Origin of the sequence: Shewanella sp. MM_2022_3 (assembly GCF_022557375.1) — a bacterium.
Taxonomy (GTDB): Bacteria; Pseudomonadota; Gammaproteobacteria; order Enterobacterales; family Shewanellaceae; genus Shewanella; species Shewanella xiamenensis.
In genome coordinates this window covers 34,232-51,588 of record NZ_JAKZGV010000016.1, presented here as the reverse complement: position 1 = coordinate 51,588, position 17,357 = coordinate 34,232, and the positions used below count along the sequence as shown (strand labels likewise).

The 17,357-nt window shown below is 46.8% G+C and carries 15 protein-coding genes; 3 read left to right on the top strand and 12 right to left on the bottom strand.

Features of this window, described 5'->3' with window-relative positions; genetic code table 11:
* Positions 1-19: 19 nt before the first annotated feature.
* The 8 genes from rseP to rpsB form a co-directional block, all read right to left on the bottom strand.
* On the bottom strand, positions 20-1,390 hold the full coding sequence (rseP, locus tag MMG82_RS10850; protein ID WP_037416749.1) for a sigma E protease regulator RseP: 1,371 nt from the start codon (positions 1,388-1,390) through the stop codon (positions 20-22).
* Positions 1,391-1,441: 51 nt separating this feature from the next.
* Positions 1,442-2,632, bottom strand: a complete 1,191-nt coding sequence (gene ispC, locus MMG82_RS10845; protein ID WP_037429564.1) for a 1-deoxy-D-xylulose-5-phosphate reductoisomerase — start codon at positions 2,630-2,632, stop codon at positions 1,442-1,444.
* Between the two features lie 4 nt (positions 2,633-2,636).
* A complete protein-coding gene (locus MMG82_RS10840; RefSeq protein WP_069454609.1) occupies positions 2,637-3,494 on the bottom strand; it encodes a phosphatidate cytidylyltransferase in 858 nt (285 codons plus the stop codon).
* Positions 3,495-3,514: 20 nt separating this feature from the next.
* Positions 3,515-4,342 (bottom strand): polyprenyl diphosphate synthase, encoded by an 828-nt coding sequence (uppS, locus tag MMG82_RS10835; RefSeq protein WP_037416741.1) that lies wholly within the window; start codon positions 4,340-4,342, stop codon positions 3,515-3,517.
* A gap of 82 nt (positions 4,343-4,424) precedes the next feature.
* On the bottom strand, positions 4,425-4,982 hold the full coding sequence (frr, locus tag MMG82_RS10830) for a ribosome recycling factor (protein WP_037416738.1): 558 nt from the start codon (positions 4,980-4,982) through the stop codon (positions 4,425-4,427).
* Between the two features lie 30 nt (positions 4,983-5,012).
* Complete coding sequence (pyrH, locus tag MMG82_RS10825; protein ID WP_037416734.1) at positions 5,013-5,741, bottom strand: UMP kinase; 729 nt, start codon at positions 5,739-5,741, stop codon at positions 5,013-5,015.
* A 70-nt stretch (positions 5,742-5,811) separates the two neighbouring features.
* The gene (gene tsf, locus MMG82_RS10820) at positions 5,812-6,663 is read right to left on the bottom strand and encodes a translation elongation factor Ts (protein WP_037429566.1); all 852 of its coding nucleotides are present in this window, start codon (positions 6,661-6,663) and stop codon (positions 5,812-5,814) included.
* Positions 6,664-6,782: 119 nt separating this feature from the next.
* A complete protein-coding gene (rpsB, locus tag MMG82_RS10815) occupies positions 6,783-7,511 on the bottom strand; it encodes a 30S ribosomal protein S2 (protein ID WP_011071784.1) in 729 nt (242 codons plus the stop codon).
* 309 nt (positions 7,512-7,820) lie between these two features.
* On the opposite strand from rpsB, the gene map reads away from it, so the two are divergent.
* From map to dapD, 3 genes are all read left to right on the top strand, one after another.
* On the top strand, positions 7,821-8,618 hold the full coding sequence (map, locus tag MMG82_RS10810; protein WP_037416730.1) for a type I methionyl aminopeptidase: 798 nt from the start codon (positions 7,821-7,823) through the stop codon (positions 8,616-8,618).
* A gap of 82 nt (positions 8,619-8,700) precedes the next feature.
* Positions 8,701-11,286: a bifunctional uridylyltransferase/uridylyl-removing protein GlnD gene (glnD, locus tag MMG82_RS10805; protein WP_047534636.1), complete on the top strand. Its 2,586-nt coding sequence runs from the start codon at positions 8,701-8,703 to the stop codon at positions 11,284-11,286.
* An 18-nt stretch (positions 11,287-11,304) separates the two neighbouring features.
* A complete protein-coding gene (gene dapD / locus MMG82_RS10800) occupies positions 11,305-12,129 on the top strand; it encodes a 2,3,4,5-tetrahydropyridine-2,6-dicarboxylate N-succinyltransferase (protein WP_037416726.1) in 825 nt (274 codons plus the stop codon).
* A 71-nt stretch (positions 12,130-12,200) separates the two neighbouring features.
* On the opposite strand, the gene MMG82_RS10795 is transcribed toward dapD, so the two are convergent.
* From MMG82_RS10795 to MMG82_RS10780, 4 genes are all read right to left on the bottom strand, one after another.
* Positions 12,201-14,129, bottom strand: a complete 1,929-nt coding sequence (locus MMG82_RS10795) for an HD domain-containing phosphohydrolase (RefSeq protein WP_047534633.1) — start codon at positions 14,127-14,129, stop codon at positions 12,201-12,203.
* A gap of 190 nt (positions 14,130-14,319) precedes the next feature.
* Complete coding sequence (gene purU / locus MMG82_RS10790; RefSeq protein WP_156143151.1) at positions 14,320-15,192, bottom strand: formyltetrahydrofolate deformylase; 873 nt, start codon at positions 15,190-15,192, stop codon at positions 14,320-14,322.
* A 156-nt stretch (positions 15,193-15,348) separates the two neighbouring features.
* On the bottom strand, positions 15,349-16,830 hold the full coding sequence (locus tag MMG82_RS10785) for a PTS transporter subunit EIIC (RefSeq protein ID WP_047534631.1): 1,482 nt from the start codon (positions 16,828-16,830) through the stop codon (positions 15,349-15,351).
* Positions 16,782-17,246, bottom strand: a complete 465-nt coding sequence (locus MMG82_RS10780) for a flavodoxin (RefSeq protein ID WP_047534629.1) — start codon at positions 17,244-17,246, stop codon at positions 16,782-16,784. The genes MMG82_RS10785 and MMG82_RS10780 overlap by 49 nt, the downstream gene beginning before the upstream one ends.
* Positions 17,247-17,357: the final 111 nt, after the last annotated feature.

Sequence of the window (17,357 nt, the reverse complement as noted above, 5' to 3'; positions counted from 1 at the left end):
ATTATTAGTCTGTCCTTGCTCAGAGTCGGGCAAAATCATTGAAGAGCGCAATGCTCATCAACATCAGCAGTAATGCTGCCCCAAATCTGAATCCTATTTCCTGTACCTTTTCAGATACAGGCTTACCAGTTATTACTTCAACGAAGTAATACAGCAGGTGTCCCCCATCGAGCACAGGCAATGGCAGCAAGTTAATGATGCCTAAATTGACACTGATAAGCGCGAGGAAACCGAGAAAGTAAACCAAGCCATAGTTTGCACTATTGCCCGCACCCTGTGCGATTGAGATAGGTCCACTTAAGTTTTTCACTGACACATCGCCAGTAAATAATTTGCCAATCATCTTAAAGCTCACGACAACAAGTTGCCATGTTTTATCGGCTGCGATAGCAAAAGATTCGATTGGCCCATATTCCAGCTGTAATCGCATATTCTCAGGCCATTGTGCCTGAGCCGGGCTCACCCCAAGCACGCCGACATCTTTGCCATCACTATTTTTAACACTTGCTGGTGTCACAGAGATGGCAAATTGCTCGCCATTACGGCGCACGGTTAACTCCACAGGCACATTGGCAGAATGCTGAATAATGTCAACAAAAGCTTGCCAATCGGTATATTGCTGGCCATTGATAGCCACTAAGGTATCACCGACCTTCAGATCACTCTTAGCCGCTGCACTGCCTTCACTGATGAGCGCAATTTGTGGCTCAATCGCAGGGCGATACACGCCCAAGCCCAGTGCCGTGATCGGTGACTCTTTCTCAGGGTCGAAACGCCATTGACGGGTGTCTAAAGTGTAAGTACGAGTATCGGTATCAAGTCCCTGTAAACCGTTAAGAGGCGCAAGGGATAGTGTTAAACTATCATCACCAATATGGCCAACAAGCGCCAAATTGACTTCTTCCCAATTCCGTACCGGCTGACCTGAAATCGCCGTCACTTGCATCGGCTCAGTGACTTGGATTTGTGCCGCCGCAGTGCCAGGTGTCGTTGAGGTAATGACTGGCTTTAGCGATGGCACACCAATTAAATACATAAAATACAGTGCGATAATCGCAAAAATAAAGTTCGCAATGGGGCCTGCCGCCACAATTGCTATACGTTGCCACACGCTTTTACGGTTAAAGGCCTGATCTTTTAAGTTATCGGGGACATCTTCAACACGCTCATCGAGCATTTTGACATAGCCACCTAACGGGATCATGGCAATAACATATTCAGTACCATCTTGACCGACTTTGCGCCAAATCGCCTTACCAAAACCAATAGAAAAACGCTCAACTTTCACACCACAGCGGCGCGCAACATAGAAATGGCCGTATTCGTGGGCAGTAATTAACAGCCCAAGTGCTACGATAAAAGAACCTAAGTTCCACAAAAAATCTAACATTCCACTCCTTACGTCATCAGTAAATCCACTCAAGCCTCGTCAACAAGAGGCCTAAGCAAATTTCGCTAGTAATTCACGGGCATATATCCGTGTTTGTGCATCGAGGGCGATAATATCTTCGATGCTGGTCATCGCCCGTTTAGGCACCGACGATAAACAGGCTTCGTTCACCTTGGCGATATGGGTAAACCCAATCTTGCCTTGTAAAAACGCCTCCACAGCGATTTCATTGGCCGCATTGAGTACCGTAGTCGCTTCTTGCCCTTGGGCACAAGCGGCAATCGCTAAAGCCAAACAGGGGAAGCGATTAAAGTCTGGCTCACAAAAGCTTAACTGTCCGACTTTGAAAAAATCCAAAGGTTCAACACCGGAGCGAATTCTTTGCGGATAGGACATACAATGCGCAATTGGCGTACGCATATCCGGGTTACCCATCTGCGCGATCACACTGCCATCGCGGTATTGCACCATAGAATGAATAACACTTTGCGGATGAATAACCACCTTTAGTTGATCTTTTTGGGTATTGAACAACCAGCGCGCTTCGATAAACTCCAAGCCCTTATTCATCATAGTGGCGGAGTCGACCGAGATTTTCGGACCCATTGACCAGTTTGGATGTTTGCAAGCCTGTGCTGGCGTCATTGCCGCAAGACTTGACAGCTCGGCGGTTAAAAATGGACCACCAGAACCGGTGAGCAAAATATGGGAAATACCTGACGCCGCTAAATCACAGCGCCCTAAATTAGCCTGCACTTCTTCGGGTAAGCATTGGAAAATCGCATTGTGTTCACTGTCAACCGGCAACAACGTGGCGCCAGAGCGTTTCGTTGCCTCAATAAACAGCTCGCCGGACATCACCAGCGCCTCTTTATTGGCGAGCAATACCCGCTTACCCGCCTTCACCGCAGCCAGCGTCGGGACTAAACCCGCCGCGCCGACAATCGCAGCCATCACGGTATCAACCACTGAGGAGGTGACTAAGGCAATAAGCTCATCCTCACCACTTGTGACTTGGATATTAAGCGCCGCGGGTAATTGCGTCTTGAGTGCTAATGCAGCATTGGGGTCGACCATATGGGCGACCTGCGGGCGATGGGCTAAACACAGGGCGAGCATCTTGTCGACACTCGCATTCGCCACTAAAGCATACACTCGATAGGCTGAAGGGTTGGCCGAAATCACACTTAAGGTACTGGCACCAATAGAGCCTGTCGCACCCAAAATCACCATATTTTGCATAGCGTTACATCCAAAATGCAATGTAGATTAGGGTAAACACCGGCAAGGCTGCTGTCAGGCTGTCGATGCGGTCGAGCACGCCGCCATGTCCAGGCAAAATCGTGCCCGAATCTTTAATGCACGCAGCGCGTTTAAACATACTCTCTGATAAATCGCCAAGGGCTGAAATCAGTGCCACAAAAATGGTCACCGCAACCACTAAGCCTAACTCCTGCTCAGGGGATATATACATAACACCCGCGACAACCACGAGCGTAGTCACTAGGCCACCGAGCAAACCCTCTAAGGTTTTAGCAGGGCTAACTGCGGGCATAAGCTTAGTTTTACCGACAGCTTTGCCCACAAAATACGCCCCAGAATCCGCAGCCCAAACGATCAACATCACCAATAATACTAGCGATGCCCCATAGTAAGGCGATATTTGCGAACTAATCGATTTAAGGGCAATCAGTGCCACAAAACAAGGTACTAAAGTCAATTGTCCAAACATGGACTTTAGCATCGGACTCTTTTGCCACAATTTGGCGCTTTTAGGATAAGTGACCACCAGCAGCAGTGACACCATCCACCACAAAGTACCTATGGTAACCACGGCAAGATAAATGGGATGAATTTGCCCCCTAAGCCAAATGGTGTCGGCGGGAACAATTAAATTAAGAGCGATCAGTAAAATACCGACCGTGCAAGTAAAACTCCATTGGGTAACATCACATTGACTATCGATGATCCTGCCCCACTCCTTAGCGGCGATCAGAAACACGGCGATCAAGGCCCAAGCAAAGTACTCAACGGGGAGTAAATAGATTGCTCCCAAAACTAATGGAATCAACCAAATTGCTGTTATTATACGTTGTTTTAGCAAAAAAAATCCCTCATGACGTTTTACAATGCGCGCATCTCATCAATTTGACTTCCGGTCAAACCAAAACGGCGCTGGCGACTGGCAAACGTGGCAATCGCTTCATGAAAAGCCTGTTCATCAAAATCAGGCCAAAGGGTGTCCAAAAACACCAACTCAGCATAGGCAGCCTGCCAGAGTACAAAATTGCTGATCCGGTAATCCCCACCCGTACGGATCATTAAATCAACTTCACTCTGATTTTGCATGCACAAATGTTCACTCAAGGCTTCTTCAGTGAACTGACTGCTGGTCATTTCGCCAGTTTCAACCTTTTCAGCTAACTTTTGCGCAGCTTGCAGTATGTCCCAACGACCGCCGTAATTGGCCGCCACATTCAATATCAATCCCGTATTGCTCGCAGTTTTCGCTTCTGCGGCACGAATTTGCTTTTGTAAACGCGCAGAAAAGCGACTGATATCGCCGATGATATTCAATTTGACCTGGTTTTTATCGAGTAACTTAATTTCCCGCTGCAATACGGTAAAAAACAGTTCCATCAATAAGCTGACTTCTTTATCGGGTCTACGCCAATTTTCGCTAGAAAACGCAAATAGCGTCAGCGATTGTATCCCTAACTGGCTGGCCGCGCTCACCGCACGTCTCACCGCTTTAACCCCAGCCTTATGCCCCATCACTCGTGGCTTGCCCTGGATTTGGGCCCAACGTCCATTACCATCCATAATAATCGCAACATGCTTAGGTAATGACTGTTTAACGAGTTCGGGTAATATCTCCGGTAAGCTTGTCTGAGCACAAGCATCCGCCTCAGTCGGCCTAGATTGCGGATCAAATTCCACTGTGGATGACATCTAATACAACCCTTTAAAATAGACAAACGCCGTGTAGTATACCCCTACACGGCGTAGCAACTCTAGCTTATAGCGCTTGAGATTAGACTTCCATCAACTCAATTTCTTTGGCCGCTAAAATCTCATCGACCTTCTTAATGTGAGCATCGGTGAACTTTTGTACTTCCTCTTCGAAGCGGCGAACATCATCTTCAGTGCATTCTTTGGCTTTTTCGAGTTTCTTCACATCAGAAATCGCATCGCGACGTACGTTACGAATCGCCACTCGACCACCTTCGGCCTCAGCACGTACTACTTTGATAAAGTCTTTACGACGCTCTTCCGTCAGTGCGGGTAATGGGATACGTAAGGTTGCACCCGCTGACATAGGGTTTAACCCTAAATCAGAGCTCATGATCGCTTTCTCAACCGCTTGGATTGCACTACGGTCAAATACGGTTACTGACAAAGTACGTGCATCTTCAACACCCACGTTCGCCACTTGGTTCAGTGGTGTCATAGTGCCATAGTAAGATACTTGGATTGAGTCCAGTAGGCTTGGGTGTGCACGACCAGTACGTACTTTAGCCATTTGGTTTTTGGTCGCGTCAACGCATTTACCCATGCGCTCTTGAGCATCTTTTTTAATATCTGCAATCACGTTAAATGTCCTTCTTGGTCATTGAATAACTTATTTCGCTTTGATCATTGTGCCTTCTTCTTCACCCATGACCACTCGGCGCAGGGCGCCAGGTTTATTCATGTTGAATACTAGGATTGGCATGTCATGGTCACGTGCCATAGTAAAGGCTGCTAAGTCCATTACTTTTAATTCTTTATCCAGTACTTCAGTGTACGTTAAGTCATCGTACTTCACTGCTTCTGGATTTTTCATCGGGTCGTCAGAATAAACGCCGTCAACTTTAGTGCCTTTTAGCACGACTTCTGCTTCGATTTCAATGCCGCGTAAGCAAGCAGCAGAATCGGTAGTGCAGAATGGATTACCAGTACCCGCAGCAAAAATCACCACACGGCCTGATTTTAATAAGCTGATCGCCTCAGCCCAATTGTAGTCGTCACACACCCCTTTTAATGGGATAGCCGACATCAGACGAGCATTAACATAGGCACGGTGCAGGGCATCACGCATGGCCAAGCCGTTCATAACCGTTGCCAGCATACCCATGTGATCGCCCACCACACGATTCATGCCCGCTTTTGCTAAGCCTTCACCGCGAAATAGATTACCACCACCAATGACCACACCCACCTGAATGCCTAACTCTACCAGCTCTTTGACTTCTTGAGCCATGCGATCTAACACTTTAGGATCGATGCCGAAGCCTTCGTCGCCCATCAGTGCTTCGCCACTTAATTTTAGAAGAATGCGTCTAAATGCAGGTTTTGGATTGGTGCTCATAATTTTTATATCCTGGTCATAACAAGACCGCAGCCATTGCTGCGGTCTTGGGGGTATTTAGCGTTGGCGATTAAGCCTTTTTAGAAGCAGCGATTTGAGCAGCAACTTCAGCTGCGAAATCTTCTTCTTTCTTCTCAATACCTTCACCCACTTCTAAACGAATGAAGTTAGTGACTTTCGCGCCTTTCTCTTTCAAGAATTCGCCAACAGTTTTCTTTGGTTCCATGATGTAAGCTTGACCAGTCAGAGAAATCTCACCAGTAAACTTCTTCATACGACCAACAACCATTTTCTCTGCGATTTCAGCAGGTTTGCCTTCATTCATAGAGATTTCGATTTGCAGAGCTTGTTCACGAGCGACTACGTCAGCTGGAACATCTTCTGGGTTAACGTATTCTGGCTTAGAAGCGGCAACGTGCATTGCGAGGTGCTTCAGAGTTTCGTCATCAGCATCACCAGTTACCACTACACCGATACGCTCACCGTGACGGTAAGAAGCTAATTTAGTGCCGTCGATGTACTCAACGCGACGAACGTTGATGTTTTCACCGATTTTAGCAACTAGCGCAACACGGGCTTCTTCGAATTGGGCTTTTAAGTCTTCTAAAGTCACTTTAGACGCTGCAGCAACGTCTAAAACAGCGTTAGCAAAACCTAAGAAGTTTGCATCTTTAGCAACGAAGTCAGTTTGGCAGTTTACTTCTAACAGTACTGCGAAACCTTCACCGTTTTTGATCAGGATAGTACCGTCAGCAGCGATGTTACCTGCTTTCTTAGCAGCTTTAGCAGCACCAGACTTACGCATGTTGTCAATTGCTAACTCCATGTCGCCGTTGGTTTCTTCTAACGCTTTTTTACAATCCATCATGCCTGCGCCAGTACGCTCGCGCAGTTCTTTAACTTGGGCAGCAGAAATTGCCATTGTTAAATCCTCTCTAAAAAATCGACTAATTTGCAGATATAAAACAGGGGCCGAATGGCCCCTGTTAACCAATCAAAATCTTGGTTAATAAGGGTGATGAAACTCATCCCGCCTTATTATTATTCGGCTTCTACGAAACCGTCTTGCTCAGCTTGAACAGCTAAATCTTGACCACGGCCAGCGTTAGCTGCTGCAGCAACAGAAGTAGTGTACAGGCGAATAGCACGCATCGCGTCGTCGTTACCAGGAACGATGTAGTTAACACCATCTGGCGCAGAGTTAGTATCAACAACTGCAACAACAGGGATACCCAGGTTGTTAGCTTCTTTAATAGCGATATGCTCGTGGTCAGCGCCGATAACGAATAATACGTCTGGCAGGCCGCCCATGTTCTTAATACCGCCTAAAGATTTTTCCAGCTTTTCAAGCTCACGAGTACGCATCAGCGCTTCTTTTTTGGTCAGCTTGTCGAAAGTACCATCTACTGATTGGCTTTCCAGTTCTTTCAGACGTTTGATTGACTGACGAACGGTTTTCCAGTTAGTCAGCATACCGCCTAACCAACGGTGATCAACATAGTACTGATCACAAGAAATAGCAGCTTCTTTGATCGCTTCGCCAGCAGCACGTTTAGTACCAACGAATAATACTTTACCTTTCTTTGAAGCAACGTTGCTGATGAAAGCCAGTGCTTCATTGAACATTGGCACAGTATGCTCAAGGTTGATGATGTGAACGCCGTTGCGAGCACCGAAAATGAATGGCTTCATTTTTGGGTTCCAGTAACGGGTTTGGTGACCGAAGTGGACACCGGCCTGGAGCATATCGCGCATTGAAACTGTAGTCATTTCTATTACCTTAAAATTTAGGGGGTTAGACCTCCACGTATCCCATGTCTTCGACCCCGCAGTTAACAGCTGAGGGCACCCCGAAGAATGTGTCGACACGTGTGTGATTTAGTATTTAGATAAATTGCCATGTATAATGGCCGCCATCTTTAGTTTTGCTATCGCCCAAAAGCAGATAAAGCTGAGCTTGGGTAATTCATCAAGACTTAAACATAACGGCGCGCTTTATACCATAAATAGCCCTAAAGCACAAATTTTTGCATTAGGTTGATCGCGCCAATAGACACCGAAGACACAAGAGAAAACGCAATGAGTATAGTCATTAAGACAGCAGAAGAAATCGAGAAAATGCGCGCGGCAGGTAAACTGGCTGCACAAGTATTAGAAATGATCGCCCCTTATGTTAAGGCGGGGGTCACCACTAATGAATTAAACGATATCTGCGCCAAATATACCGAAGAGCAAGGCGCGATTTCTGCCCCGCTCAACTACCATGGTTTTCCTAAGTCGATTTGTACTTCGTTAAACAACGTCATTTGCCACGGTATTCCGAGCGATCGCGTTCTCAAGGATGGCGATATTCTCAATATCGATATCACCGTCATTAAAGACGGTTACCACGGCGATACCTCTAAAATGTTCTTAATCGGTGAAGTCAGCCCTAAGGACAAACGTCTGTGCCGCATCGCTCAAGAAAGTCTCTATCTTGCAATCCGTAAAGTGCGTCCGGGATTAAAATTAGGTGAAATCGGCAATACTATTGAAAAATTCATCAAAGCCAGCAAAACAGGCCTTGAGAAATATTCCATCGTGCAAGATTATTGTGGCCACGGTATTGGCGCGGGTTTCCATGAAGAACCCCAAGTGATGCATTACCGTAATGGTGACAACACCATTTTACGCCCAGGTATGTGCTTTACCATTGAACCGATGATCAACGCGGGTCGACACACCACTGTGCTAGATCGCGATGATAATTGGACGGTGACCACTTCCGATGGTAAAAACTCAGCCCAGTGGGAACACACATTATTAGTGACCGAAACCGGTGTTGAAGTGCTGACGCTGCGCGATGAGGAAGATTTTCCGCGGATCATAAATCACTAATGACAATTGTTAAACTATCCACCAGGTCATATTGGAACTTGGTGGGTAGCAAATATTTTAACGCATCCAAACAAGGGACTCGATGAATACAGCGCTGCTAGCTAAACAATCATTAATCGAACAGAATCAAACGCTTTTAGCAAGGTTCAAGGCCAAAACCCCGATTGAAGAGCTAGTGACTCAGCGCTGTCAGTTTGTCGACTCCCTTATAAAACAGGCCTGGTTGCAACACGGCCTAGATCAATACCCCATCGCCCTGATTGCCGTTGGTGGCTATGGTCGCGGAGAGTTACATCCGCACTCTGATGTCGATTTGCTATTCCTCTTCGAGGGCGAGTTAGCTGCGGTAGCGGAAGCCGCGCTCAGCGAATTTATCGCCTTTTTGTGGGATGCTAGTCTTGAGATTGGTCATAGCGTCCGCACCCTTGATGATACATTACGCCTTGGGCGAGACGACATTACCATCGCCACTAATTTGCTTGAAGCGCGCTTACTTTCAGGGCCTGAAAGCCTGTTTGACCAGCTCTACGATGCCATTCGTCAAAGCGACTTTTGGACCTCAAGTCAGTTCTTTATCGCCAAGCGCGATGAACAAACGGCCCGCCATGCCAAGGCGAGTGCCTTCGATCTTGAGCCCAATATCAAAAGTTGCCCTGGTGGCCTTCGGGACATTCAAACCATCGCCTGGGTTGCCATGCGTCACTTTGGCGCCTCACGCCTAGAAGAACTGGTGCAATACGAATTTTTAGAACCCGCCGAATTAGAAGAGTTGCTCGAGTGTCAGCACTTTCTGTGGAAGTTGCGTTTTGCCCTGCACATGACTGTCGGGCGTGATGAAAACCGCCTGCTGTTCGATGTCCAGCGCCAAGTGGCTGAGTTGATGGGATACGAAGACGCGACCCAACTTGCTGTTGAGCAGATGATGAAACGTTACTATCGCACGGTGCGCCGCGTGATGGAACTCAACGAAATGCTGCTGCAACTGTTTAAGCGGGCAACTCTTGGTCAAACGAAAGCTTTAGAAATTCAAGCGATTGACAATAACTATCAGCGCCGTGGTGCCTTTATCGAGGCCCTAAGTGACGATTTATTCGACAGCGGTGAAGAAATTGTACGTTTGTTTGTCCATGTCGCGAAAAACTCTAATATTAAAGGCATTTATGCGCCTACCCTACGCTCACTGAGACGTGCTCGCCGAGCACAGCAGCAACCCTTGCAAGAAAATCCTCAGTGCCGCCAAGCCTTTATGGAGATCTTAAAACATCCACGCGGTATTGCAGCCTTATCGCTGATGCATAAACACGGGGTGCTGTCGGCCTATTTGCCCGCATGGCGCAATATCGAAGGCCAAATGCAGTTTGACCTGTTCCACGCCTATACGGTGGATGAACACACCCACAGATTGCTCCTCAATATCGAGCGCTTCTCGCAGCCAGAACAGAAAGAAGAGTTTCCTTTAGGCTCAGTGCTTATCAATCAGTTACCGAAAAAAGGTTTGTTAGTACTCGGCGCGATTTTCCACGATATCGCCAAGGGCCGCGGCGGCGATCACAGCAAGCTTGGCTCAAGCGATGCCCTCGCCTTCTGTAAACTTCATGGCTTGAACGACCACGATGGCCGCTTAGTCGCTTGGTTAGTTGAAAATCACTTAGTAATGTCGGTAACCGCCCAGCGCCGTGATATTTCCGACCCCGATGTGGTGGCCGACTTTGCCAGCAAGGTGCGCGATGCGGTGCATTTAAGTTATTTGTACTGTTTAACCGTGGCCGATATCTGCGCCACCAACGAAAAGACTTGGAATAACTGGAAAGGCTCACTGCTGCGCGACTTATATTTTTCAACCCAAAGGGTGCTCGCTCGCGGCAAAGAAAAACCCGTTGATATTCGGGCCCGAGTACGCGAATACCAAGCCAAGGCGAAAAAAGAACTACTGCGGCGCGGCATTAAAGAAAAAGATTTAGATACCCTTTGGCAACGCTTTAAGGCCGACTACTTTTTGCGCCACCAGCCCAATCAAGTCGCTTGGCATGCTGAAGCCATCCTCAAGCATAAGCAGTTGGATGAGCCCTTAGTGCTCGTTTCAAAACACACGACCCGCGGCGGCACAGAGCTGTTTGTTTATTGTCAGGACAGACCTAAGTTATTTGCTACCGTAATGGCGGTGCTTGATAATAAAAACATTAACGTCCACGATGCTAACATCATGACATCAAAGGACAATTATGCTCTAGACACCTTTGTTATCCTCGAGCAAGACGGCGAACCCGTCAGCCAACTCTCGCGCATACAAAGTATCCGTAAAGCCCTTGAAAAAGCGCTCGCCAGTGATAACCCCAAACTGCCACGCTTTAGAAAACTGTCGCGCAAGATGAAACCTTTTAATGTTCCTACTCAGGTGAGTTTCCTTGAGAGTAACCGTCATGGTACAAGTATGATGGAACTCATTGCCTTGGATACGCCGGGATTATTAGCTAAAGTGGGCGATATTTTTTATCGCTGCAACACGACGTTGCTCTCCGCCAAGATCACAACCATCGGCGAGCGAGCGGAAGACTTTTTTATTTTGCAAACCAATGATGGCTTGCAACTCAATGAAAACCAAGAGCATACGCTCAAGGAAGCCTTGATTAGCGCACTGAGCGCCATCAACACAGAGTCAACCAATTAACCACAACGGGAGAAGTAAATGGAGGCTTTACGCCAACGTATTGAGGCCGCTTTTGAAGCGCGTGCCGACATCACACCAAGCACTGTTGACGCTAGCGTGCGTAACGATGTGCAACATGTCATCAATATGCTCGACAAGGGTGAACTGCGCGTCGCTGAAAAAATCGACGGCCAATGGCATGTTCATCAATGGTTGAAAAAGGCGGTGTTACTGTCATTCCGTATTTTTGATAACGCAGTTATCGATGGCGCCGAAACCAAATATTTTGACAAAGTGCCGTTAAAGTTTGCCGAGTATGACGAGGCCCGCTTTAAAGCCGAAGCCATCCGCGTGGTGCCTTCAGCCACTGTTCGTAAAGGCTCTTTTATCGGTAAAAACACTGTGTTAATGCCCTCTTACGTCAACCTTGGCGCCTACGTTGACGAAGGCACTATGGTCGATACTTGGGCGACTGTGGGCTCATGCGCGCAAATTGGTAAAAACGTGCATTTATCGGGTGGTGTAGGCATTGGTGGGGTATTGGAGCCGCTGCAAGCTGGCCCGACTATTATCGAAGATAACTGCTTTATCGGCGCACGCTCTGAAATTGTCGAAGGCGTTGTGGTAGAAGAAGGCTCGGTGATATCCATGGGCGTTTATATCGGCCAAAGTACCCGTATTTATGACCGTGAAACGGGCGAAATCCACTATGGCCGCGTACCAGCTGGCTCTGTAGTCGTATCAGGTAACCTGCCCTCAGCATGTGGCAAATACAGCCTATACGCTGCGATTATCGTCAAGAAAGTGGATGCAAAAACCCGCGGCAAAGTGGGGATCAACGAACTGTTACGTATCGTCGATTAATCGTTTCGCTACATTGCGGGATAACAAAATGCCAAGCAGCCTGCTTGGCATTTTTTATCTACTGAGTTCCGTTAAATTAAACGCTCGACATCCTGGCGTAACTTATTCGCCATTGCTATTGCACGCCAGCCGATTACGCCTATTGCATGTTGCGCCTTATTCACAACCACCAAAAACTCAGAGTCAGACTCATTAAGTTGCTGCAGCGCATCTTCTGAAGTCGCTACATCACTAATTAAAGGAACAGAATGCTCCATGATTTGATGAGCTTTTTTACGCAAAAAAGCCCTATCCTGTTCTCGCTCGGCTGCACTGCCAATGAGGGGGCTGAGCCAGTAGTCCAATAATCTTTGGGTGATAACGCCAATGAGGTGATGTTCTTCATCCTGTACAACAGCCACCTTAGCATGGGCGTGAGCAAGTAGTCGTTTAATGTCGGCTAACTCATGGTCCAAAGTGACTGTCACTACCGGGTCTAGCGCGGCAGAACCGATATGATCGCTAATACTAATTTCACGGTTAATAAGTACCTCTAAACAGGTTTCAACTATATCAGGATCAAATAAGGTCCCTTTACCCGCCCGAAGCACTTCTGTCATCTTCGCCAATCCCAATGAAGGACGATAGGGTCGGTGTGATAGGATTGAATCAGCAACATCGGCAACGGCAATAATTTTAGCCTCATAAAGAATCGCTTTGTCCTTTAATCCCAAGGGATAACCCGATCCATCAAGCCGCTCATGATGCTGTAATATCATTTGTTTAATCGGCCAGGGAAATTCGACATCCTCAACAATTTCCGCTCCATGTTGTGGATGAGTTTGAATTAAGGCGTATTCTTCTTTGGATAATTTTGAAGGTTTAGTCAAAATCTGTGATGGTATTGCAAGCTTTCCTATGTCATGCACCAGTGCACCAATTTTTAGCCCCTCTAAACGCTGCGGCTCAAGCCCGAGCTTTTCACCTATAAGATAGCTTAATTGGGCCACCGACTTTTGATGCCCCGCGGTATAGGCATCCTTAAGCTCTAATGCCTCGGAAATGGCGCTGATAAGCTGAGTTAACGATTGGGATAATTGCTCCTTTTGCGCCTTAATAATTTTCGACTGCCGCGATACTGCCCGCAAACTGCGGGGAAGCTCAATCGAATGCCATAAAATACTCGCAAAAGTGAGCAATGAGCGGGCATCTTGACGACTGTAGGGGTCACTTCGCCCAACGACGCAAATAATTCCCATCAACCGATTTCGAAATAAAATGGGCACCGCTAAATAGCGTTCCTCAAGCAGTAATTTATCGAATACTCCCTGAGCATTCGCGGGCCTACCTAGGCTATTTTTAATGATGGGCTTAAAGTTTTGAGCGCATTCAAGCCAGACAAGACTTTCAGTTTCAGGAGCTTGAGTCTCTTCTTCGACAATTTCTGGCAGGTCAATCTTAGATTGAGGATATTGGGTTCTGGCCGCCAAGCTAAGCAATTTCGATTTTTCGTTATGTAAAAGAATAAACCCATACCGACTACTGCTGAGTGCGACAGATTTGGCTACCGCAACCCGGAAAACATCCTCAGGTGAAGACCTAATCACTTCTTCAATATGCTGCAACCAAACATCGCTCGCTTGGATTACACGGCGATAATCTACGTGCAATTCTTTAATTTTGGGATCTTTAAAATTTATCTCAGATAAGATCAAGTACCATCCATTTTCAGGAACTGCATGCAAAGCGAAATGCACATTTGCGCCATTATTGTCCTGTAACTGGAAGCCTATATAGCCACCGCTACGATGCTCAATATCTGCACATAAATCAGTATCAAAAGCACTGAATAACTGGCAAATAGGTTTATTAATGATTTGCGCTGCTGAGCGGTTACAGCGCTCATAAAAGGCTTGGCTCATTTTCTGAACACGAAACTCTTTATCGAGTTGTGCCCAAGACAAATGCAAACCATCGGGGAGATCCATCGTTCCGACAATTAGACCGCGATTTGTTGACATCCGACCTCCATCCTTGATTAAAAATAGGAATGTAGACTCAAAAACTCATTAGGACATAAACAAAGTAAAAATCCTATTAAACATAAGGATAGCAAAGCGAATATAAGCCGCAGACTAAAACTGAAACATAAGATCCCCATCACGGTACGCGCAGGAGTATGTTGGGGATACTCAAATCAAATTTTACACCCTAAAACACTATGGTTTTATTGCCGTAAACCACCACTTGCTCATTTAGCACTAATTGCAGCGCCTTGCTGAGAACACTTTTTTCAACATCTCGGCCCGCTTTGGCCATTTCGAGTGCGCTGTAACTATGATCAACGGGGATCACATCCTGTTTGATAATCGGCCCTTCATCGAGGCAGTTGTTCACAAAATGCGCCGTCGCACCGATAATTTTCACCCCACGTTCCCAGGCTTGGCGGTAAGGAGCTGCACCAATAAAGGCAGGTAAGAAAGAGTGATGGATATTGATGATACGGTTTGGATATTCAGCAACAAAATCCGGCGTCAGCACCCGCATATACTTGGCAAGCACCAGATAGTCTGGCGTGTATTGCGACACCGCGGCCAATAACGCCTGCTCATGTTGAATTCTGTCGAGTCCTTCGTGGCTGACGAGATGAAAAGGAATATCAAACTTTTCAACAAGTTCTCTAAGTACATCGTGGTTGCCCACTACGGCGGCAATCTCAACATTTAAACCGCCATAATACGCTTTCATCAAGAGGTCGCCGAGACAATGCGCTTCTTTAGTGACTAATATAACAATGCGTTTCTTACCCGCACTCACTAAGGTCATATGATTTGGAACGGGTAATACTTGACGCAGATCCTGCAATAATTGCTCGCTGTTAAAGTGCCCCTCAAGCTCAGTGCGCATAAAAAATCTTCCCTGCGCATTATCCACAAATTCACTGTTTTTGATGATGTTAAGCTGATGGTTAAAGCAAACACTGGTGATTTTGGCGATAAGCCCTTGGGCATCGGCGCAATCTGTCATCAGGATTTTACGTGCTAAGGCGGGTTGTGCGTTGGATACTACATGCTGTGACTGCAAAATCTGATCTCCTCTATGGTCCCTCACCTGAGTGTGCCATAGCCAATCCGCCGATACAGCATGAAAAGCTAACTTTTTGTGTTAAAAAGTGAATTTATTGTGAGTTAACTTTATTAAACACAATAAATCAGTGATTAATTTTAATAAGCTGCAATGCTAACGCCGTGTATCTAAATAACGCTGCAACACTTTACGCAGAGTTTCAGCCTTAGTGCCATAGACCACTTGCACACCTTTCCCCATCACAATCACTCCCTTTGCACCTAGCTGACTGAGTCGAACTTTATTAACTAACTCAGGGCTATGCACACTCAAACGTAATCGCGTTAAACAGGCATTGAGTTCAACGATGTTATCGCGACCACCTAATGCCGCAATAATTGCTCTTAAGCTCTCTTTGGAGCGATTGGCGTCATAGGATTCAAGCCGCCCTGGCGTTTTTAAATTAAATGCCAGAATACTTCCCCTAAACAAAATGTAATAAATCACCGCCGTAAGCGGCCCCAAGACTGCAAACCATCCCGTATTGCGGGACAGGGAAAATAGCAAAGTGAAGTCAACCAGTCCGTGGGAAAATACAATACTATGGTGAATATCAAGCATAATGCAGACAGAGTAAGCCAAGCCCGCCAGCATGACATGGATAAGAAACAAGATAGGCGCCACAAACATAAAGGCAAACTCAATTGGCTCAGTCACACCTGTTAACCAACTGGCTGCCGCTGCGGAAAGCATAATACCCGCCACACGATTTCGCTCCGAGGCATCAGCGCAGCGCCAAATGGCCAGCGCCGCTGCTGGTAATCCCCACATTTTAATCAGGTAGCCCCCCGCTAAATTCCCTGCTTGCGGATCACCCGCTAAATAACGCGCCACTTCACCGCGTACCACTTCGGCGTCCTGCAACTGATATTGGCCAACTTCTAAATAAAATGGTGCATTCCAAATATGATGTAGCCCTAAGGGAATGAGTAAACGCTCAAGCGCACCATAAACACCAAACGCAATTGCAGGCTTTTGGTAAACAGCCCAATCAGAGACTCGCTCAATCAATAAGGAGATTGATGGCCATACATGGGCGAGTACATAACCTAACCCCATAGCCAACGGAATGATCAATAAAGAGGCGCTACGCCGCCCTTCGAAAAAGGAAAAAATCGCTGGCAGGCGAATATATTGGCTCCAACGCACAGCAAAGCAAGTCACGCCGCCAATCAGCATGCCGCCAGCAATCCCAGTATCTAAGGTATCCATGCCAAGAACTGACTGAGTTGGCAATTGGTATAGGTCAGCTAAAGCAGCCAAGGTTGCTGTCAACACGCCATAGCCAAACACCGCGGTAAATGCAGCAATCCCTTGATCTCGACAAAAACCAATCGCCACTGCCACCGCAAACAAAATCGGCATAATCGCGAAGATCAGCTTACCCACAGCCAGCATTAATACATTAAGTACTTCAGGCATAAAGGGGATTGGGCTTACCGTCAACCCCAGCATAACCCCAGCCGCGGGTAAAATGGCAATAGGGATTAACAGCGCTTGGCTTAAGCGCTGAGCAAATTTAAACCACTGCTGAGTGACCAAATGGCCTAAGCGGCGCGCTCGGATTTGACGATTTGGTTCCAGCTTTGCAGCCATTTTATCGCTTCGACCTCAGGTTCCATGGTTTCACAGGCGTCAATATCGAGACGCTCCACAACGGCTTTTGCGCCTAATTCACTCAGCAATGCATCCACTGACTTGCCTGCACCACAAAAGGTATCGTAACTTGAATCTCCCAGCGCAATAACACTGTATTTCAGCTCTGGCAAATAGGGAGCTGTTGTTTGGAGATGATAAAACCAAGGCTGGATATCATCGGGTAAATCCCCCTGCCCGGTGGTTGAGGTGACAACCACTAACAGCTCATCCTGTGGTGGTGTAAATTGGCTAATTTCATTCGGTTGCCACAATCTGGCTTCATAACCAAGTTCTGTCAGCGCTTTTTCTAAGGTTTCGGCGGTAAATTGTGCGCTACCATACACAGTGCCAAAGATCAGATTAACTTTTTTCATGATATACTCCGTCCCACATGCGTAAACGCAACTCAGCTGAAGTTACTTTATTGTTATGCTTTAGGGCAAGCAACAAGGTAAAATTTTATAAATTAAATCAAGTTATTGAGC

Coding starts and splice junctions, on each gene's coding strand:
- uppS (WP_037416741.1), bottom strand. CDS start 4,342: ATGTCATCCACAGTGGAATTTGATCCGCAATCTAGGCCGACTGAGGCG.
- ispC (WP_037429564.1), bottom strand. CDS start 2,632: ATGCAAAATATGGTGATTTTGGGTGCGACAGGCTCTATTGGTGCCAGT.
- rpsB (WP_011071784.1), bottom strand. CDS start 7,511: ATGACTACAGTTTCAATGCGCGATATGCTCCAGGCCGGTGTCCACTTC.
- glnD (WP_047534636.1), top strand. CDS start 8,701: ATGAATACAGCGCTGCTAGCTAAACAATCATTAATCGAACAGAATCAA.
- MMG82_RS10795 (WP_047534633.1), bottom strand. CDS start 14,129: ATGTCAACAAATCGCGGTCTAATTGTCGGAACGATGGATCTCCCCGAT.
- rseP (WP_037416749.1), bottom strand. CDS start 1,390: ATGTTAGATTTTTTGTGGAACTTAGGTTCTTTTATCGTAGCACTTGGG.
- MMG82_RS10785 (WP_047534631.1), bottom strand. CDS start 16,830: ATGGCTGCAAAGCTGGAACCAAATCGTCAAATCCGAGCGCGCCGCTTA.
- MMG82_RS10780 (WP_047534629.1), bottom strand. CDS start 17,246: ATGAAAAAAGTTAATCTGATCTTTGGCACTGTGTATGGTAGCGCACAA.
- map (WP_037416730.1), top strand. CDS start 7,821: ATGAGTATAGTCATTAAGACAGCAGAAGAAATCGAGAAAATGCGCGCG.
- dapD (WP_037416726.1), top strand. CDS start 11,305: ATGGAGGCTTTACGCCAACGTATTGAGGCCGCTTTTGAAGCGCGTGCC.
- pyrH (WP_037416734.1), bottom strand. CDS start 5,741: ATGAGCACCAATCCAAAACCTGCATTTAGACGCATTCTTCTAAAATTA.
- tsf (WP_037429566.1), bottom strand. CDS start 6,663: ATGGCAATTTCTGCTGCCCAAGTTAAAGAACTGCGCGAGCGTACTGGC.